The following is an 18,453-nucleotide window of genomic DNA, read 5'->3' as shown; positions in this document are numbered from 1 at the left end:
CCTCCTGCGCTCCTCCCGGCCGCAGCAACGACTCTGGCAGGTCGGACGAGAGGCGTCACCCGTGGAGCAGTGCCAACTTCTGCGAAGCCGGACCGGCGAATCGGCAAAGGTTGCGAAGGCTTGTCCGCCGTTTTCTCCGGCTAGGCTGCGGCCATCGGCCGGCCGGTCGCAGCACAAAGGGGGGAACGAGCATGGGGAAGGCCTTCGCCGGGGCGCGGCTGCGCCGCCTGCGGGAGGACCGAGGACTGAGTCAGGCCGCCATGGCCCGGCTGGTCGAGCTCTCGCCGAGCTACCTCAACCAGTTGGAGCACGACGCCCGGCCGCTCACCGTCCCCGTCCTGCTACGGCTGACCGAGGCGTTCGGTGTCGACGCCGGCTACTTCGCCCCGCCGGACAGCGCCCGACTCACCGCCGAACTCCGCGAATCGCTCGGGGAGGAGATCGCGGCCGGACGCGTCACGGCCGGCGATCTCGACGAGGTCGCGGCCCGGCTGCCCGCCGTGGCACGGCTGCTGACGGAGCTGAGCCGCGAGCGGCGCGCCGTCGCCGAGCAGCTCGCCGTCCTGGCCGGGGAACGCGGACCCGCGGCCGAGGCCCGCACCCCGCACGAACAGGTCCGCGAGTTCTTCTACCGCCGCAAGAACTACGTCCACGAGCTCGACACCGCCGCCGAGGAGTTGGCCGGCGCCATCCGGCTGCGGCGCGGCGAGGTCCGAGCCGTGCTGGCCGAACGACTGGCGGACGGGCACCGGGTCCAGGTCGCCACCGGAGGCGAGCAACTCCACCGCTACGACCCGCACACCCGGGTGCTGCACCTGTCGGACCGGCTGCGGCCCGGCCAGCAGGCGTTCCGGATGGCCACCCAGCTGGCCTACCTGGAACACGACGCGCTGCTGTCCGAACTCGCCGCCCAGGACGGCCCGGAGGGCTCCACCGCCTTCTCGCTCACCAGGATCGGCCTGGCCAACTACTTCGCCGCCGCACTGGTCCTGCCGTACACCGCCTTCCACGCCGAGGCTGAGGCGGCCCGCTACGACATCGAGCACCTCGCCGACCACTTCGGCGTCGGCTACGAGACGGTCTGCCACCGGCTCAGCACCCTCCAGCGGCCCCGGCTGCGCGGGGTGCCGTTCTCCTTCGTCCGGGTCGACCGCGCGGGCAACGTCTCCAAACGGCAGTCCGCCACCGACTTCCACTTCTCCCGCACCGGCGGCACCTGCCCGCTGTGGAACGTCTACCAGGCCTTCGCCGCGCCCGGCCGGGTGCACGTCCAGGTGGCCTCGATGCCCGACGGGCGGCGGTACCTGTGGACGGCCCGCGCCGTCACCCGCTCACCCGGCGGCTGGGGTCGCCCGGGCAAGACCTTCGCGATCGGGCTGGGCTGCGAACTGCGGCACGCCGCACGGCTGGTGTACTCCACCGGACTCGACCTGGCCGACCCGGCGGCGGCCACCCCGATCGGCCTCGGCTGCAAGGTCTGCGAACGCCCCGCCTGCCCCCAGCGCGCCGCCCCCGCCATCGGCCGCCCCCTGGCCGTCGACGAACACACCAGCACCTTCGTCCCGTACCCCGTCCATCCCGAACCGGGCGCCTGACGCCCGGGCCGCCACCCCGCGACGGACCGCGGGCTCCAGGCCGGGTGACGTCCCTGTGCCGGGCCACGCGTGGGCCGGATGAGGGGGCGCACGAGGGCCGTCAGCAGCGGCCGAGGACGATCACCACGCCGGCGGTGGCGGGCACCGCAGGAAAGCCCGCGCCTCTCATGCCAGTGCGACGGAGAGTCGCTGTCAGTGGCCAGCTGAACTCCGCTGGCGCGCGGCCGGACAGCATGCCGGATCGGGTCTTCGCCGCTTCGTTCCTTCGGCGGCAACCTTGAAGGCGTTCCGGGCGGGGCCAGCGGTCGGTTGCCTCTGCGGTTATGGCCTTCTGGAGGCAGCTACTCGGGGTCGCGACTGGGGCTTCGTGATGGTGAGGGCCCTTGTCCATAGCCGGGCCGTGCCACCGTCCACCACGAAGCCCGACCGGCCGCCTATCTCGAGTCCTGAAGAGCGGAGCCGTGCTGACGGCGTGTCCACCTGGGCGGCCGCATTCGAGACCAGCCACCAGGTGATCACCGGGCGCTCCGACTGCCCGCCCAGCTGGGGGTAAGGGGGTAGGAACTGTCGGATCCGGGCCCTAGGGTCGTGGGCGTGACCCAAGGAGAGACTGTGCGCACCGGCGTAGTGCCGGACCTCATCGTGTGGATCGACCATGTCCCGGAGGCGATCGACCGGCTGGGGGAGGAGCATCTTCCCGATGATGTGCGGCTGGATTTCAGCCTGGAGTCCCTGGCGCACCTGGAGGCGGCTCTGCTGGGTCACTTCACCATGGAGGGGCCGGTGGAGCCGGGCAGCGGGTTCGTTAACGATGCCATGGCGTATCTCGGTGAGGTGCTGCTGACGGTGGCGGGCGGCGGCTGGGGGTGGGACACGGCGCCGGTCGGTGAGGTGGAGGGGCATCCGGTGGTCGTGCCGGATGCGGCGCTCGCGCTCGCACCGGTGGCGCCGATGCTGCTGATCGGTCAGGCGCTGAGCGGCCGGACCGGCGACGAGTTCTCGGCCGCCGCCGGGCGGCTGGGTGAAGCCGTGGCCGGGCTGCGCAAGGAGCGGCCGGGGTGGGAGCCGGTGAAGGACCACACGCCGGGGGTCGACCCGGAGCCGGAGGTGCCGGAGCATCCATGGCTGGCCGGTTGGCTCGCCGAACGCAAGCGCGCGTTTCCCACCTGGGTCCAGGAGACCGGGCAGGTGGAAGGGATATGGGACTTCTCCGCGTCCTCCCTTGATGTACTGGAGCGCCTGGCCAAGGAGCGGGTCTGGTCCGAGGATCGGTTCGAAGCGGCGGCGCCGGGACTGTTCCTTCAGGGTGCTGCCTGGTACGTGGGCGAGGTGGCGCGGCGGGCGCGGGGGGCGGCGTGGGCCTATATGGACCCGGAGGAGCATGACAGCACCTGGGCGGGTGAACCGTACATGACGCAGCCGGGGGTGCGGGACGGCAACATCGCCTCTCCCATGGCCGAGCTGTACGCGGCCGCGGTGATGGCCCAGGAGGGTGAGAGCGGGGTGCTGCGGGAGCGGCTGAGCTGGTACGAGCAGAGCTGAAGTGCAGGACCGACAGCTTCGGCCAAGCATCGACGACGCACGCGGCGACTGTCGCCCGCCAGGGACCGCGTAGCGCATCGACCAGCAGCAGGCCTCGCGCTGCTCGACCCCTACCTGCACGAGCGCCGGCGCCAGGTCGCCGGGGACGAGGGCGCCCCGGCTGGTGGGGGTGCCGGTGGTGCGCATGGCCCAGGTGGTACGCGGCAGGGTCAGGCCGGATGCCTCCCAGGCGCGCATGACCAGGCCGGAGCAGTCGAATGCGTTCGGGCCGGTGGCGCCCCAGGCGTAGGGCTTGCCGAGCTGGGCGCGGGCGTAGGCGACGGCCGCCTCGGCGGGCAAGACCGTCCACCTGAAGCAGGACGACGCCAAGAGCGGCGGCGCGAAGCAGGCCGGCAACCCGAAGAAGGACACGGCCAAGGCCGACCAGCCCGCCAAGAAGCAGGAGCAAGACCGCGGACAGGAAGGCCCGACCAAGGGCCCGCAGCGGGCCGTGTAGCCGAGCCGACACGGCCGACGCCCACCCCGCCCGGCTGCCCCGGGTCCCTATCCCGGGCGGGCCACCGGCCCGGGCATCGGGGACGCTCGGAGGGCCGGGTCAGAAGCAGGGGTCGCGGGCCTCCGACCCGCCGCACTCCTCCGGGAACGTGGGATACGGACTGGGGGAGGAGGACGGCGTGGGGGACGGTCTGAAGGTCCACCCGCCGGACGTGGGGCCCGGACCGGGCCAGTGGCAGACAGAGGTGGGCCTCACGCTCAGGGGACCTGGCCGGTGCCGTGGGCGTCTCCTACTTCGAGCGCAGGTCAGTGGTGGGTTCGAATGTGGAGGTGGCCGTCGAGGGGGTATTCCGGGGGTGCGGCGGCGAGCGTCGAAGCGAACGCGTAGCGGGTCTTGTCGGCGACGCGGCAGGATGCGGCGTTGTCGACCTGGTGGAGGAGTTCGAGGCGGCGAAGTCCGGTGTCGGCGAAGGCGTCGAAGGCCCAGCCGGACACCGCTTCCAAGGCGCGTGGGGCGACTCCCCGCCCCCGGGCGTGTGCCGCGGTCCAGTAGCCGACCTCCGCCGAGGCCGACCCGGGAAGGGCGCCCTTGACGACCACATGTCCCACCAACTGATGGTCCGCCTTCCCGTCGCGGGGTTCCAGGACGGCGAACGCACGACGCTCGCCCGTTTCCCAACCTTGACGCTGCTCCTGGATCCATTGTTCGGCGCCGGCCCGGTCATCGATGGTCGTGCTGGTCCAGCGGCGCATGGCGGCGTCCTGGTACAGCTCGACGAGGTGGATCGCGTCCGCTTGTATCCAAGGGCGCAGTACGAGGGCGGGCGCGGTCGGGGTAGCGGCGGCCGTCAGCTGTGTCGTGATCTTGTCCACCCGCCGAGCCTAGGCCCTCTCCTTGTGCCCGTGGACTCCTTTTCAGGGTCCGTCAGCGCCGCCTGCCCGGGTCGCTGCGGCGGGCCTTGGCCGGCTTGCCCGGGGCCCGGAAACGGCTGACCGGTGGCGGCCGGTTCCGGCTGCCCGCCGTTCCCGCGCCGCGTCGCAGCAGGTCGGCGGGCGGCCGTTACTGTCCGTCTCAACTGATCTGGTCCGGATCCAGGGTCGTGACCTGCGGCGACCAGATCAATCGAGACGCCGGACCGCCGAAAATCTCAAGTGCTCTGGTCCCGGAAGCCTGGATGTCGGGTGTTGCCCCAGTTGATCCGGTCCGTCCCTGACGCCCCGGTGCCCGACCCGTACGGGCCGGAGGCCACGTGGCAGGGGAACCCGCAGCGGGGATTCTCGCAGTGGACGGCGGCGTCAGGCTCGGCGGGCAGAGGTGGTGAGCCGGTCGGCGAGCGCGATGACGAGGTCTCGGAGTTCGTCCGGTCGCTCGATGACGAACGGCCGGTCGAGCGAGGCGAGGACGGGAGGCAACCAGTCGAGCCGCTCTGCTCTCAATTCGACGTGCCGACCCGACGCCAAGCTTGGACGCAACGGCCTTCATCGCGGCCCACTCGGTGTCGTAGTCCGGACGGACCTCAGCGACCATGCGCACCGCACGACGCCGCAGCTCAGCGGGGTAAGGGGAGGGACGTGCCATGACTCAATCCTCCCAGAGAATCGAGTATCCATTCGAACCGGTGCGGTTCAGATATCGGCCTGCCCTGGAAGGCTCCGTCACGGAGGGTTCAGCGACGCGGCGGTTCGCGGAGCAGGTCCCGCATCTGGGTCAGCAGCTCGAGTTCGGTCGGCGGTTCGTCCAGGACGGGGAGGCCGGCCTTGCGGCGGCGGCGATCGGCGACGGTGTTGAGCGGTGCGACGACGAAGAAGTACAGGGCGGCGGCGATCAACACGAACGAGATCAGTGCGTTGATGAACGCGCCGTAGCGGAAGACGCTGCCGTTGACCGTGAAGGTGAGCGCCGAGAAGTCCTGCTTGCCGAAGATGGCCGCGATCAAGGGGGTCAGCAGGTCATTTACCAGGCTGTTCACCACGGCGACGAACGCGGCGCCCATCACGAAGGCGACGGCCAGGTCGATCACGTTCCCGCGCATGATGAACTTCTTGAACCCGTGCAGCACCTGCGGCCTCCTCGCAGCCGTACCTTCTCCGAGCCTGTGGCGCCGGGCGGGCTCCGGCACGGCAGGCGGGCCGCCCGGGTGACGGGGCGCCGCCGTATCGGCCGGGCGGTACGGCGCCCACCGGGTCAGGGCGGGAAGGTGACCACGTACACGTGGGGGCGGCGGGCCTGCGCTCGGCCACGCGGAGTGCGGAACCAACAGGTTCAGCGGTACCGACCGGCTCGGCACCAGCGGCGTCGGATGGGTCGCGCGCTGACCGGTCTGCCCCGCGTGGGGCCGCCCCTCGCCCTGACGCCGACTGCGTGGGCGGAGACGAACCTGAACGCTGTGCGCGTCGGTTACGGCGTGGTGGGGTGGCGGTAGGCGGTGATGCTGTGGGCCGGCCTCGATGGCGGCGTCCAGTTCGTCGGCGAGCAGGATCAGCTCGCGCGGGAAGGCGTTGAGGACCGCGGCGGGCATGGCGGCCGCGAGCGCGCACACGGCGACCAGGGACAGCCGCTCGCCCGGCCCGAGGTCGGGCAGGGCGCCGGTGTGGGTGGCACCGAGCAGCACGTCCGCGGTGAGGCAGAAGTGCAGCTCCTTGACCGGCACCGCCGGCCGGCTGAGAGCGGAGAGCCCCTGACCGGAGGAGACGGACCCCTGCTTACCCTGCCCTGAAGGACCCCGGGTTTGCGGCGAAGAGCTACCTGATCACCTGACCTATCCCATTCGAGGGGTCGTCACGGTGCGCCGCCCCTGTTCCTACGTAGTCCGCAGAACCCCGTCTACGGCTAGTAACCCTGATCGATTGCCGTCAATCATGCACTCGACGGTGCAACGGGGGCGGGCGGCCGCCACACCGCCCAGCAGCAGCGCCCGAAAGCCGAACCGGGCGACCCGATGCGATGACTCGCCGATCCAGCGCAACGCCGTTCCCTCTCGCTCCCCCCACCCGAAGACGGCCCCCACCATGTCCACCGGCAAGAAGACCGTTTCCGCCCTCGCAATCACCTCGGTGCCTGCACTCTGCGTCCTGGGCGCGACGCCCTCAACGAGTGCCGCATAGCCGCGCAGCCCACCCACCAGAACCACAGCTGCCACCACACGCCGGGCCAGGACACCTCCGGGGTTGCACCCGGCCGAAACCTCCTGAGGCACGGCCCGTACCCGCCGCAGGCGGGCGGTCGACCCGTCCGCGGCACCTTCGCCGCGACCGGAGCTCTCTGCCCGACGCCCGGCCGAATACGCCCTGCGAATGTCCACCAAGCTTCAAGAACCGAGAAAGAACGGTGCATGCACCATGTCCCAGCCGGCACTCTCACGCCGTCGATTCCTTTCCAGCGCCGCACTCACCACCGGGATGCTCGCCGCGCCGTCACTGCTGACGGAGGCGGTCGCGGCGCCGACCCGGGCGCTCAGCAGCGGCGCCCGGGTACCGGTCCTGGTCATCGGCAGCGGATACGGGGGCGCCGTCACCGCCCTGCGGCTCACCCAGGCCGGAATCCGAGTGGCCATGGTCGAGATGGGCCGGAGCTGGACCGCACCCGGCAGTGACGGGAAGATCTTCTGCGACATGCTCAACCCCGACGGCCGTTCGTACTGGCTCAAGGACCAGACCGATGCGCCCGTCAGTCACTTCATGGGCGCGCCCTACAACAAGGCGATCCCCCGCTACACCGGCGTACTCGACTCGGAGCGCTTCGCGGCGATGCGCGTCTACCAAGGACGCGGCGTCGGCGGCGGTTCCCTGGTCAACGGCGGCATGGCGGTGGTGCCCAAGCGGCAGTACTTCGAGGAGATCCTGCCCGACGTCGACGCGGACGAGATGTACGACGTCTACTTCCCGCGCGCCAACACCGGGCTGCAGGTGAACAGCATCGACCCGACCTGGTACAACTCCGCCTCCTGCTACCAGTACGCCCGGGTCGGCTCCAGCCAGGCGAACAGCGCCGGGTTCAAGACCGTCTCCGTGCCCAACGTCTACGACTTCTCCTACATGCAGCGCGAACTGGCGGGGACCGCCCAACGCAGTGCCCTCGCCAGCGAGGTCATCTACGGCAACAACCACGGAAAGCAGTCGCTCGACAAGACCTACCTCGCTGCCGCGGCCGCGACCGGACGGCTCTCGATCAGCCCGCTGCACAAGGTCACCGCGGTCTACCCGGCAGCCGTGGGCGGCGGCTACACCGTGGAGATGCAGCAACTCGACACCAGCGGCAAAGTCGTGGCGAACAAGACGGTCACCGCTGACAAGGTCTTCTTCAGCGCAGGCAGCGTCGGCACCAGCAAGCTGCTGGTCACCATGCGGTCCACCGGCAGGCTGCGGGATCTTTCGGACGCCGTCGGCGAAGGCTGGGGCAACAACGGCAATGTGATGGTGGGTCGCGCGAATCACATGTGGAGCCCGACCGGCGGACTGCAGGCGAGCATTCCGGTCAGGGGCATCGACAACTGGGACGACCGCCAGCACCCGTGCTTCGCGGAGATCGCCCCGTTCCCGGCCGGAACCGAGCTGTGGATCAGCCTGTACCTGGCCATCACCAAGAATCCGAACCGGGCCGCCTTCACCTTCAACCCGACCACCGGCCGAGTGGACCTGAGCTGGCAGGGCTCATGGTCCGGGCCGTCGATCACGGCGGCAGCCAACATGTTCAACAAGATCAACTCCCGCGAGTGGACGGTCTACCGGACCGACCTGTTCGGGGGCAACAAGACCTGGGGAGACGACTTCACCTACCACCCGCTCGGAGGCTGCGTGCTGGGCGAGGCGACCGACCTGTACGGGCGCCTCACGGAGTACCCCGGCCTCTACGTCACCGACGGATCGCTGCTCCCCGGCAGTACCGGAGTGAACCCCTTCGTCACGATCGCCGCTCTCGCGGAGCGGAACATCGAGAACGTGATCGGCAACGACTTCGGCTGAGCACACAGGCGGGCCGACCGTCCGACCGTCCGGCCGTCCGGGCCCGAGCCACTGGCCGTCCGGACGGCCCACACCATCGCCGCCCCGAAGCCCGCTCGACGGCGAGCTACAGCTCGCCGCAGGATGTACAGGGGTGACGGCCTGGTCATTCAGACCCCGGCACCGGCGAGACGGTCACCAGCACTTTGCTGGCCGCCCCCCGAGCGGGTCCTGACCCACCGTCACATCTCGCCGGGACGATAAGCGGAATTCGCCGAGTCGAACGTTCGCGCACCCCTAGGCTTCCGGGGAACTACAGAACCTGGGCGCGACGGGATGGCGAATCACAGTGACCGCGACAGCACCCCAACCGGACACGGCGGCCTCGCCGGCTGAACTGGTCACCGCTATGAGGCAGTTACGCCAGTGCGCCGACCTGAGCTACCGGCAGTTGGAGCGCCGCGCCGCACTCGTCGGCGACGTCCTGCCACGAGCCACCGTCGCGGCCGCGCTCGCCCGAAACGAGTTACCCCGCGCCGATCTGCTCGCCGCCTATGTCCGTGCCTGCGGCGGCAGCCCGGAGACGGTGGAGGCCTGGCTCGACGCCCGCCGCCGCCTGGCCATCGCCGCCGAGGCCGGCGCTCCGGCAGACGCCGCTCCTGCTCGCACCGAACGGCCGGAGGCCACCGCCGAGGCCGTTCGGGCCACCACGCCTCTCCCGACGGTCAACGGACCGGCGACCACCGCACCGCCCCTCGAGCCGGCTTCCGTCCCGCCACGGGCCGACGACCAAGTCCCCACCGAGGCACCAACGCGAACCCACGCGCGCAGGCGACGCACGTACCTGACGGTCTCGGCCGTCGCGCTGTCCGCGCTGCTGACCGCCGCCTTCCTGCTGACTCGCCCCGGACACCCCGACACCGGCGCCGCTCCACGTCCAACCGACCCCACCCCACTCCCCGCGAGCAGCCCCGCGCCCTCTCCGTCCGGTTCCCCCACGCCGGCCCCGATCCCGTCGGACAGCCCCGCCGGCCCGGCCGCCCCCCAGACACCGGCAGCTCCGGCGCCCCCAGCCGCCACATCAGCCGGGCCCGCCAAACCCACCCCCTCCACCCGCCCACCAACGGCCCCCGCCACCACTCCCGCGCCGGCAGGCCTCCCCACCTCCGGCTGGGCCCAGATCAAACCCGCCGCCAGCGGCCAATGCCTCACCGAAGGCCGGGAACGCAACGGCCGCACCGACCGCGAGATCGCCGTCCAGCTCCCCTGCAACCAGGTCACCCTCCCGCGCACCTACCTGGAGAAGGTCGGCAGCGACACGTACCGCGTCCAGTGGCACCACCCCGACCACGGCATCGGGTGCCTCGCCGTCGACGGCGCCTACACCGGGCCCGGCGCACTCCTGGCCCCCCACACCTGCACCTCCGACACCAGCCAACGCTTCCGCCTCGAACCCCTCCCCAACGGCTACCGGCTACGCCCCGTGCACAGCGGCCTGTGTATCGGCCTGCAGGAACCCGTCGCCCAGGGCGCTGAGGCCATCCAGGAGAACTGCACATCAGGCACCGACCAGACCTTCCGGATCGAGGCCGCCTGAACCGGACCGCTCGCCAGCCACCTGCGCACCGCTGGCGAAGGCGCCAGCTGGGCATTCGTCTCCGGCTGAACCGGAAGACGGAGCCGACCACCAAGGGGGAAAGGACGGGACCGCGGACAGGAAGGCTCCGACCAAGGGACCGCAGCGGGCCGTGTAGCCAGGCCGGGCTCGGCTGATGCCGACACTGTTTTGCCGTCCTCCGCGAGTGGTGCTCAGGGCTGCCGGTTGGCGCGCCGCAGGAGGTTCCACACGGCGATCCCGGTGGCGACCGAGAAGCCCAGGCTCGCGCAGGCCACGCTGAGCGCCGCCACGCTGAGGGTGCTGTTGGAGCTGCTCCCACTGCTGCTCGGGTTGTTGATCGTGATGCCCTGGCCCGAGGTGGTCGTGTCGACGGGGGCGGAGGGGGAGGGGGATACCGCCGCCGCTGTGAGGACCCCGCACAGGGCCGGAGCGGTCGCCGTCTGCGGCAGGTGGGGCGCGTCCTCGCTCGCGCCGAGGGCGTTGTCGTACTTGCCGCTGCCGGAGTAGTCGGTGCCGTGGACGACGATGACGGCCTTGCCGCCCTGGATCGCGCTGATCGTGTGGGCGTCGAAGGTGATCGTCCGCGAGTAGTTGATCGGATCCCCGGACGCCATGCGGTCCAGCGCGAACGCGCTGTCGGGACCGGTGTCCCCGGTCGTCGTCAGCGCGACCATGATCTCCCCGTAGGCCGTGGCGCCGTCGGTGGCGCTGATCGCCTTCTGCCCGTTGTGGGTCTTCGCGAACGATTCGTCGGGGCACTTGCCCTGCCCGTCGATGTGCACGTGCATCGCGTGCGGGGCGTTCAGCAGACCCATGGTGTGGATGGTGACCTGGGTCTGGGCGCCGTTGATCTGCAGCGACGCCGTGCCCGAGCCGTTGACGTGATTGGTGGGCACGGGATTGAGGGTGGCCTGGAAGGCCGTGGGGGCCGCGGACTCGGCCACGACACTCCCGGGCCCGGCCGTCACGGCGATGGCCGCCAGGGCGGCGAGGGGGTAGAACACCTTCTTCATGACCGATCCCTTGGTCTACGGCGCGTCACGCTACGCGTACTGTATGTAGCGAGACAAATCAAATCAATTGCGGGACGATCGCCCTATGCCGTGGTCTTTCCTGAAACGCGGTCAGCCGACTGAACCGGATCGCTCCGAGCGCCGTGTATCTGGTGAAGGGACCGTTTCGAGGGCAGACGAGGAGCTGCTCCGCACGCTCTACGCCGAGCACGCCGGCCCCCTGTTCCACTACGTCCTGCGCTTGACATCGGGAGACTGGCAGTGGGCCGAGGACATCGTGCAGGAGACGCTGCTCCGTGCGTGGCAGAACCCCGCCGCGTTCGACCCGGAGCGCGGTCCGGCCCGGGCATGGCTGTACACCGTGGCCCGGCACCTGGTCATCGACGCCCACCGGGCCAAGCAGGCCAGGCCGACCGAGGTCAGCCCGGAACCGCTGGAGCGGATCGCCGACCAGACGCCCGGCGAGGACCAGTTCGAGCAGGCGCTGCAGAGCTGGGCGGTGGCCGACGCCCTGCGCACGCTCACCCCGGACCATCGGGCCGTGCTGCTGGAGACGTACTACCGGGGCCGCACGATGGCCGAAGCCGCGCAGGTGCTCGGAATCCCGGTGGGCACCGTGAAGTCGCGGACGTACTACGCACTGCAGGCACTGCGGCTGGCGCTCCAGGAGCGGGGTCTCGACCTGTGACGGTGCACCGAGGAGGTGCAGACGCAGACCATGACCAACGACCGTGAGACCACTCGGACGTCGGAGACCATCCGGCTGTCGCTGGGCGCGTACATCCTCGGGGCGCTCTCCCCGGAGGAGGACGAACAGGTCACCGCCCACCTCGCGGAGTGCGCCGAATGCCGGGCGGAACACGCCAAACTGGCAGGACTGCCCGCCCTGCTCGCGTCGGTCAGCGAGGCCGAGGTCGCGGGCGAGGCCCCGCCGGCGCCTCGTGAGGACCTCGCCGAGCAGCTCGTCGAACGGGCCAGGCAGAGCGGCACGACGCACCGCCGGCCGGAGGTGGATCCTCTTCCCAGCGTGTCGCAGCCCCCCGAGGAGAGCCTGCTCGACGGGATGCTCAAGGAGGCCGCCACCAGGCGCCGCACCAAGCGCCGCACCACGCGGCGGCTGCAGGCGGCCGCCGCCGCCGCAGGCCTGCTGCTCGTCGGGGCGGCGATCGGCGGCACCTGGTGGGGGACCGGCGGTTCCGCCGAGAGCCAGGGGACCCGCACCACGGCGACCTCGCAGGCCCCTGTCCTCAACCTCTCCGCGAGTGACCCCACCACCGGCGTCTCCGCCTCGGTGGCCGTCCTGCCCGCCGCCTGGGGCAGCGCGCTGAAGATCTCGGCCAAGGGTCTGCCCATCGGGACCACCTGCACACTGCAAGTGGTCAGCGGGGAGGGGACCAAAGTCATCGGCGCCACCTGGCTGGCCGGACAGAACCCCGCCGACACCGTCACGGTCCCCGGGGCCGTCTCCGTCCCCCCGAGCGCCATCGGGCACCTCAACATCGTGGCCGGCAACGGGCAGAATCTGCTCACCATCCCGGGCTGAGACAGAGGTGGGGCACAGGTGAGGCACAAGGGGATGCCGGACCCGTCCTGACCCATCCGCCCGGGTGTATCGGCGCTCGGGCGGATGGGCCTGTCCGGCGGGCCTTGCCGGGTCCGCGGCGTCAGGGCGCGCCTCGCCGCGTTGTCGCCGGTCGCTGATGGCGTGTTCCCGCCGCACGGGCTCTCCTTTGTCCTCCGGTCGGCGGATGCCCCCGTCCTCCGCCTCGCGATGCGCGTCCTGTGACGCCGCGGTCGATCCGACAGGATCCGCCGGGCAGGCCCTGGCGTGCGACGCGGCGGCCACGGGCCCGTGCGAGCGGTCCATCGGCCGGGTCTAGCCAGCGCTGTGCGGGAGCAGGACGTCGATGGGGTGCTCGGTCCTGACCGCGACCGCGGTGATCGGCATCGGCCGCGCGCCCGGATGCGCCGTACCGGGGTCGAGCGTCACCTCGACGACGCGCACCGCCTGGCCCGTCCACGGCGCGGGCACGTCGCCGGCGCCCAGGCCGGGAAGGTCGCCGGGGCCGACGGGGTCCTTGGGCGCCGCGGTCACGACGCCCTCGGCGCGGGCCTCGGCCAGCGCGACGTGCACCCGCTGCCCCTGGTGCAGGCCGATGGCGTGGCCGACGTCGCCGAGCAGCAGCGCCCGCGTCGGGCGGTCCCGGTCGATGGTGACGATCTGCGCACCGGACTTCACGGCCGCCCCCGGACGGGTGACGACCGCCGCCACGACGCCGTCCTCGGTACTGGTCACCGGCGCCTTCGTGCCGTCCGCGAGGGTGATCGAGGCCAGCGTCGTCCCCGGATGGACCTGCTGACCCGGGGCAACCGAGACCTCGGCGAGCCGGCCGTTTCCGGGACTCACGGCGGCCGTCGGCGCTTCGGCCGCGAGCAGCACTCCGGAGACCCGCATCACGCTCGTGACGCGGGCCTGGGTGCACCACACGCCGCCCACCGCGAGCAGGACAGCCGTGGCGGCCGCAGCCTTCATCCGGGGCCCGCGCTTCCGTGCGGGAGCGGCCGCCTTCCGGTGTGCGACGCCGGTTTCCGTGCTGCCCGCCGGCGAGTGCCGGGCATGTCGTGCTGCCATGGCAGCGGCTCCCTCGGGGCTACTGGACTGATATCCACCAGCGTCGCCGCCGTGCGCGGGCGGGCACAGCCGCGGGATCTCGTCTCTTGACAGCGCGGCCTCACCGGTGCAGTTCACCCCAGGTGACCCGTAGTCACGGGGTCGGCTCCTGCCCGTCGGCAGTACCGAAAGCGGTGCCGGAGCAGTGCCGGAGCGGTGCCGGGGAGCGGTGTAGGAAATAAGTAAGGCAAAAGGTGCAGATCGATCGAACCGTACGGAGCAACCGCGCGTGAGAGAGGACAAGCGCTGGTAATCACGGGATCCCTCCCCCTCCCCACCCACCCCGCAAGGAGTGAGCCGAGATGAGTGAGATGCTCCACTCAACGGAAGCTCCCGTGGCGCCCGCGATGATCGCACTGCCCGACAGGGAAGCAGTCACCGCCCAGCAGCAGCCCATGCTCGCGCCGCGCGAACGAGAAGTCCTGCAGCACATCTCCGAGGGCCGCACCTACCTCCAGACGGCCCGCCGCATGGGAGTCACCAGCTACACGGTGGACACCTACCTGCGTCGCATCCGGTCCAAGTCCGGAGCCGGCAACAAGGCCGAACTCACCCGGCTCGCGATCAGCCTCGGGCTGTGACCTCCCGGCCCAGGCCGCTCCGTTCTCCGGCAGCCGGTCGTGCTCCACCCTCACCCGCATCTTCCCCGCCGCCTCCCTGCGCGCGCCTCCCGAGAGCAGACGATCATGTTTCTCACCGACTCGCCGACCGCCGGCCCACCGTTCACCGAGTCCGGCCTGAACGCCGCCGCCATGCTCTCGCGCCCCCGCCGCCTGGCCGTGCTGGCCCTGCCCGCGCAGGAGACGAACGTTTCCATCGCCCGCCACTTCACCGCCGGCCAGCTGGAGCACTGGGGTGTCCCCGAGGAGGACCGGGACTCCGCCGTTCTCATCGTCGACGAACTCGCCGCCAACGCCGCCCGGTACGGCCACGAGGACATGACGCTGCTCCTGGCCCTCGACCACGACACTCTCCACATCGTGGTCACCGACAGCGGAACTGCCGTGGAACACCCCGAGAATGACATTGCGCCGGACGAGCACGGCCGCGGCACCGGCATCGTCGAGTTCCTCGCGCAGTCGACCGAGGTCCACCAGAACACGGACGGCCGCGAAGTCCGAGCCGACCTCCTGTGTGCGGCCTGACCGTACCTCGTGAAGCTCTCCTGCCGATCCGAGGCAGCGAAACCCCGAAGGAAAGGATCTGTCCCCATGACGACATCGACACCCAGGCGGCGTCCTGCGCGCTGGTTGGTGCTTCCCGCCGTACTGGCAGCGGCAGCAGCGGCTCTCGCCGCCGGCTGCACCTCCCAGGCCGGCACCACCGCGGCCACCTCCGCCTCCAGCGCATCGCCGCGGCCGCCGACACCCGTCGGCCTGTCCGTACCCCTCCCGTCCATACCGATCCCGTCCATACCGACCCCGTCCATACCGCTCCCCTCCCTACCGATCCCGTCCGTACCGGATCTGCCATCGCTGGACGTGGACGCCGGAGCGGGCTCGATCCGGATCGACGGCTCGCAGTGGTCCGCCGGCGCCGCAGGGCAGGACCAGAAAGTCCAACTGGACGTAGGCGCCGATCTGTTCGGGACGGGGCAGGGTGGTCAGGTCAGCGGAGAGACCGTGCTGGGCGGTCCGCCGGGCACGAATGTCACCGTCGAGATCCACAACTCGGGCCAGTCGGCGGTGACCGTCACGATGGACGGCGTGCACCCCGACAAGGTCGTCCAACCGGGCGCGACGACCACGGTGAAGGCCACGTACCCGTCCTCCGGCGCGCTGCACGTGCGCTACCGATGACACGCCACCCTCGCACACGCGAAACGCCCCGGCCGATTCACCGGCCGGGGCGTTTCGTGTGCATCACCGGAATCCACTAAGGCACAAGTTTCGATCCGTCAAGAGACGAACTTACGCGTCTTTCCGCACATGTTCGGGTGAGGCACTCTGGAACTACCAAGACGGCAGGGGCCGTCGACAAAGAACATCGAAAGGCAAGTGATCAAAATGTACACCTCCGTCACCTCCGTGGACTTCACCCCCGACGAGCTCGACATGCAGGACGCCGAAATCCTGCCGACCCGCGAAGCGCTGGGGATCTTCGACGGCTCGACCATCTTCGGCCCGAACGTCAACGTCAAGGTCGGTGTGCTGACCCAGGTCGGTGTGGCCGGCGGCAACCTGAGCCAGACCGGCGCCGTTCTCATCGGCTGACCGGACCAGAGAAGCACATCGTGGTGAGGCCGGGGTTCCCGCCCCGGCCTCGCCGTCGGAGAGAGCCAGGACCGTGACCACCGAACAACTCGTGGATACAGCACCGGACACGACGCCCGAACCGGCGGACCTGCCTCGCCTGGCTGACGGCGTGAGCCTGCTCGGTCCCTACCAGGACTCGGGATACCGGGACGAGCGCTACCTCGTGGAGCGCGCCGACGGGAAGGCCATCCTGCTGACCCGTCTGCTGTACGTCACCGCCACCCACATCGCCACGCCCTGCGACCCGCAGCGGGCTGCCGAGAAGATCAGCGCCGAGCTGGGCAAGCGACTGACCCCCGAAGCCCTGGCCTACGTCATCGAGACCAAGCTACGGCCGATGGGCATCGTGGCCTCCGCCCACGGGCCGACCACTCCGCCCGAATCCGCGCAGGGCCCCGAGGAGTTGCTGGCCCTGAGCATGCGCAGCACCGTGGCACCGCCGTGGCTGGTCCAGGTGATCGCGGGGATGTTCGCCCCGCTGTTCATTCCCCCCCTCATCGTGACCGTCCTCGTCTCGCTGGTCGTGATGGACTGGTGGCTGTTCGCCCGCTGGGGCATCCACCCGGCGCTGCAGCAGGTGATCAACCAGCCCCTGCTGATGCTGCTGGTCTTCGCGCTGATGGTGCTCTCGCTGGGGTTCCACGAATGCGGGCACGCAGCCGGCTGCCGCTACGGCGGAGCCCGACCCGGTGCCATCGGTGCCGGCCTCTACCTGTTCATGCCCGCCTTCTACACCAACGTCAACGACGCCTACCGACTCGGCCGGGCCGGGCGGTTGCGCACCGACCTGGGCGGCGTCTACTTCAACGCCATCTTCGCCCTGGCCGCGGCCGTGGGCTACCGGATGACCGGTTTCGCACCACTGGCTCTCGTGGTCGTCCTCTCCCACACCGAGATCCTCCAGCAACTCATGCCCCTGGTGAGGCTGGACGGCTACCTCATCCTCGGCGACCTGGTCGGGGTGCCCAACCTGGCCGCGATGATCCGCCCGATCCTGGCCCACCTCCTCCCCGGTCGACGCCACCGACGCCGCACCTCACGAGCAGCCGCACTGCGGCCCTCGGCGCGAGCCGCCGTCACGGCATGGGTGCTCCTCATCGTGCCCGCGCTGTTGACCTGCCTGATCCTCATGGTCACCCGGATGCCGGCCATCATCGGCTCCCTCAAGCGCGGCGAACAGGCCCAGTTCACCGCACTGACCGCCGCCCTCGACACCGCATCGTTCTCGCGCTTCCTGGTGGCCTGCGTCTCCATCGTCGTCCTCGCACTGCCGTTCGCCGGGCTGAGCGCATTCGCCGTCCGCGTCGTCATCGGCATCGCCCGCGCCACCCGGGCACGCCTGGCGCGGCGCCACGCATTCGCCGTATTCGCCGCACTCCGGCCCGCGCAGCAGCCCGCACCCGCCGTACAACCGACCCCCGATCCCCGCCCGCAGCGCATCCTCGTCCTGAGCTGCACCCCGCAGGCAGGCGCCACCACCACCGCTCGAACCCTCGCCCAAACCCTGGCCACGCACGGCACCCATCGCGTCACCACGCTCGACGTCGTCCGGCTCGTGCAAAACACCACCCGCCACCTCCACCACTCCGACACCCCGCCGACCACGGCCACGTCCTGGTGGCAGGGCGACCGCGAGCACTACCGCACCGCCCAGCGCCACCTGCTCGGCCAACTCGACCACCACCACGACGTCGTGATCCTTCACGCCGGCCCCAGCAGCAGCCCCGACACCATCCGTGACCTGCTCCCCGAAATCGGCCGTCTGATCCTGGTCACGCCCGTCGCCGACGCCGCGCATCACGTCGCCGCCACCCTGAACTGGCTCGCACACAACGGCCGCACCGCCCTCGCCCAGCGCGCCGTCATCGCCGTCATCGGCACCACCCCCGACGCCGGCCACAACCCGCCCCTGCCTCACCCCGCCACCGTCCCCGTCCCCTGGGACTCCGTCCTCGAACTCGAGGAGAACCCCAGCCTCGACCGACTCGCCCCCACGACCCGCCAGGCGTTCACCGACCTCGCCACGGCAACACAGACCTCTCCCTGAACCGGCATCCGGGGACGAATCGCGGGATCCGGTTCCGGCCTTCACCCGGGGGCGGCCAGCGGCGGTCGGCCCCCGGCCGCGCGCGCCGCCGCACCTGAGGCCCGCGGCGAATGCCCGGCCATCCAGGCGATCACGCGAAAGCCTCTCCTCTCCCCGCCCGGCTCGCCCGCCCGGCGGGAAGAAGCAGCCACAGCGCCCGGTGTCCCGACACACGCCGTGGCGAGGGCCCGCCCCGCTCCAAACCGTGCCGTGCGGCACGCCGCCGGGTGCCGATTG

General features: G+C 70.9%; 15 protein-coding genes and 2 pseudogenes. 11 read left to right on the top strand and 6 right to left on the bottom strand.

All coding sequences use genetic code 11. The features are described from left to right. Nucleotides 1-191: 191 nt before the first annotated feature. Both ABWK59_RS36400 and ABWK59_RS36395 read left to right on the top strand, forming a co-directional pair. The gene (locus tag ABWK59_RS36400; RefSeq protein WP_354645349.1) at nucleotides 192-1,595 is read left to right on the top strand and encodes a short-chain fatty acyl-CoA regulator family protein; all 1,404 of its coding nucleotides are present in this window, start codon (nucleotides 192-194) and stop codon (nucleotides 1,593-1,595) included. 612 nt (nucleotides 1,596-2,207) lie between these two features. Then, the gene (locus ABWK59_RS36395; RefSeq protein ID WP_354645348.1) at nucleotides 2,208-3,137 is read left to right on the top strand and encodes a hypothetical protein; all 930 of its coding nucleotides are present in this window, start codon (nucleotides 2,208-2,210) and stop codon (nucleotides 3,135-3,137) included. 144 nt (nucleotides 3,138-3,281) lie between these two features. Here the strand turns inward: ABWK59_RS36395 and ABWK59_RS36390 are convergent. The 4 genes and pseudogenes from ABWK59_RS36390 to mscL all read right to left on the bottom strand — a co-directional run. Then, nucleotides 3,282-3,548, bottom strand: a pseudogene (locus ABWK59_RS36390) (C40 family peptidase); the annotation flags it as partial. A 390-nt stretch (nucleotides 3,549-3,938) separates the two neighbouring features. After that, nucleotides 3,939-4,505, bottom strand: coding sequence for a GNAT family N-acetyltransferase (locus ABWK59_RS36385; RefSeq protein WP_354645347.1), 567 nt, complete (start codon nucleotides 4,503-4,505; stop codon nucleotides 3,939-3,941). A gap of 423 nt (nucleotides 4,506-4,928) precedes the next feature. After that, nucleotides 4,929-5,075 (bottom strand): annotated as a pseudogene (locus ABWK59_RS36380) (transcriptional regulator); the annotation flags it as partial. A 224-nt stretch (nucleotides 5,076-5,299) separates the two neighbouring features. Continuing rightward, nucleotides 5,300-6,244 carry a large conductance mechanosensitive channel protein MscL gene (mscL, locus tag ABWK59_RS36370; RefSeq protein WP_354645346.1) on the bottom strand — a complete coding sequence of 315 codons (945 nt, stop codon included), beginning with the start codon at nucleotides 6,242-6,244 and terminating at the stop codon, nucleotides 5,300-5,302. Nucleotides 6,245-6,971: 727 nt separating this feature from the next. On the opposite strand from mscL, the gene ABWK59_RS36365 reads away from it, so the two are divergent. Both ABWK59_RS36365 and ABWK59_RS36360 read left to right on the top strand, forming a co-directional pair. After that, the gene (locus ABWK59_RS36365) at nucleotides 6,972-8,594 is read left to right on the top strand and encodes a GMC oxidoreductase (RefSeq protein WP_420492971.1); all 1,623 of its coding nucleotides are present in this window, start codon (nucleotides 6,972-6,974) and stop codon (nucleotides 8,592-8,594) included. A gap of 388 nt (nucleotides 8,595-8,982) precedes the next feature. Continuing rightward, nucleotides 8,983-10,170: an RICIN domain-containing protein gene (locus ABWK59_RS36360; RefSeq protein WP_354645345.1), complete on the top strand. Its 1,188-nt coding sequence runs from the start codon at nucleotides 8,983-8,985 to the stop codon at nucleotides 10,168-10,170. A gap of 212 nt (nucleotides 10,171-10,382) precedes the next feature. Here the strand turns inward: ABWK59_RS36360 and ABWK59_RS36355 are convergent, their stop codons facing one another. After that, entirely contained in the window at nucleotides 10,383-11,204 is an 822-nt protein-coding gene (locus ABWK59_RS36355) for a hypothetical protein (protein WP_354645344.1), read from the bottom strand. Nucleotides 11,205-11,289: 85 nt separating this feature from the next. Between ABWK59_RS36355 and ABWK59_RS36350 the strand changes: the two genes are divergently transcribed. Both ABWK59_RS36350 and ABWK59_RS36345 read left to right on the top strand, forming a co-directional pair. Further along, nucleotides 11,290-11,892 carry a sigma-70 family RNA polymerase sigma factor gene (locus ABWK59_RS36350; protein WP_354645343.1) on the top strand — a complete coding sequence of 201 codons (603 nt, stop codon included), beginning with the start codon at nucleotides 11,290-11,292 and terminating at the stop codon, nucleotides 11,890-11,892. A gap of 30 nt (nucleotides 11,893-11,922) precedes the next feature. After that, nucleotides 11,923-12,747 (top strand): anti-sigma factor family protein, encoded by an 825-nt coding sequence (locus tag ABWK59_RS36345; RefSeq protein WP_354645342.1) that lies wholly within the window; start codon nucleotides 11,923-11,925, stop codon nucleotides 12,745-12,747. Between the two features lie 333 nt (nucleotides 12,748-13,080). On the opposite strand, the gene ABWK59_RS36340 is transcribed toward ABWK59_RS36345, so the two are convergent. Then, a complete protein-coding gene (locus ABWK59_RS36340) occupies nucleotides 13,081-13,836 on the bottom strand; it encodes a biotin/lipoyl-containing protein (RefSeq protein ID WP_354645341.1) in 756 nt (251 codons plus the stop codon). A 341-nt stretch (nucleotides 13,837-14,177) separates the two neighbouring features. Here ABWK59_RS36340 and ABWK59_RS36335 point away from each other — a divergent pair, with 341 nt between their 5' ends. From ABWK59_RS36335 to ABWK59_RS36315, 5 genes are all read left to right on the top strand, one after another. Next, nucleotides 14,178-14,456 carry a response regulator transcription factor gene (locus ABWK59_RS36335; RefSeq protein ID WP_354645340.1) on the top strand — a complete coding sequence of 93 codons (279 nt, stop codon included), beginning with the start codon at nucleotides 14,178-14,180 and terminating at the stop codon, nucleotides 14,454-14,456. A gap of 105 nt (nucleotides 14,457-14,561) precedes the next feature. Then, nucleotides 14,562-15,020, top strand: coding sequence for an ATP-binding protein (locus tag ABWK59_RS36330; protein ID WP_354645339.1), 459 nt, complete (start codon nucleotides 14,562-14,564; stop codon nucleotides 15,018-15,020). A gap of 336 nt (nucleotides 15,021-15,356) precedes the next feature. Next, on the top strand, nucleotides 15,357-15,674 hold the full coding sequence (locus ABWK59_RS36325) for a hypothetical protein (protein WP_354645338.1): 318 nt from the start codon (nucleotides 15,357-15,359) through the stop codon (nucleotides 15,672-15,674). Nucleotides 15,675-15,881: 207 nt separating this feature from the next. Next, a complete protein-coding gene (locus ABWK59_RS36320; RefSeq protein WP_354645337.1) occupies nucleotides 15,882-16,088 on the top strand; it encodes a hypothetical protein in 207 nt (68 codons plus the stop codon). 151 nt (nucleotides 16,089-16,239) lie between these two features. Continuing rightward, nucleotides 16,240-18,177, top strand: coding sequence for a hypothetical protein (locus ABWK59_RS36315; RefSeq protein WP_354645336.1), 1,938 nt, complete (start codon nucleotides 16,240-16,242; stop codon nucleotides 18,175-18,177). Nucleotides 18,178-18,453 lie beyond the last annotated feature (276 nt).

It is taken from the genome of Kitasatospora sp. HUAS MG31 (assembly GCF_040571325.1).
Taxonomy (GTDB): domain Bacteria; phylum Actinomycetota; class Actinomycetes; order Streptomycetales; family Streptomycetaceae; genus Kitasatospora; species Kitasatospora camelliae.
This window is presented reverse-complemented; position numbering and strand designations above follow the sequence as displayed.

Coding starts and splice junctions, on each gene's coding strand:
- ABWK59_RS36400 (WP_354645349.1), top strand. CDS start 192: ATGGGGAAGGCCTTCGCCGGGGCGCGGCTGCGCCGCCTGCGGGAGGAC.
- ABWK59_RS36365 (WP_420492971.1), top strand. CDS start 6,972: ATGTCCCAGCCGGCACTCTCACGCCGTCGATTCCTTTCCAGCGCCGCA.
- ABWK59_RS36360 (WP_354645345.1), top strand. CDS start 8,983: ATGAGGCAGTTACGCCAGTGCGCCGACCTGAGCTACCGGCAGTTGGAG.
- ABWK59_RS36355 (WP_354645344.1), bottom strand. CDS start 11,204: ATGAAGAAGGTGTTCTACCCCCTCGCCGCCCTGGCGGCCATCGCCGTG.
- ABWK59_RS36350 (WP_354645343.1), top strand. CDS start 11,290: ATGCCGTGGTCTTTCCTGAAACGCGGTCAGCCGACTGAACCGGATCGC.
- ABWK59_RS36345 (WP_354645342.1), top strand. CDS start 11,923: ATGACCAACGACCGTGAGACCACTCGGACGTCGGAGACCATCCGGCTG.
- ABWK59_RS36340 (WP_354645341.1), bottom strand. CDS start 13,836: ATGGCAGCACGACATGCCCGGCACTCGCCGGCGGGCAGCACGGAAACC.
- ABWK59_RS36335 (WP_354645340.1), top strand. CDS start 14,178: ATGAGTGAGATGCTCCACTCAACGGAAGCTCCCGTGGCGCCCGCGATG.
- ABWK59_RS36330 (WP_354645339.1), top strand. CDS start 14,562: ATGTTTCTCACCGACTCGCCGACCGCCGGCCCACCGTTCACCGAGTCC.
- ABWK59_RS36320 (WP_354645337.1), top strand. CDS start 15,882: ATGTACACCTCCGTCACCTCCGTGGACTTCACCCCCGACGAGCTCGAC.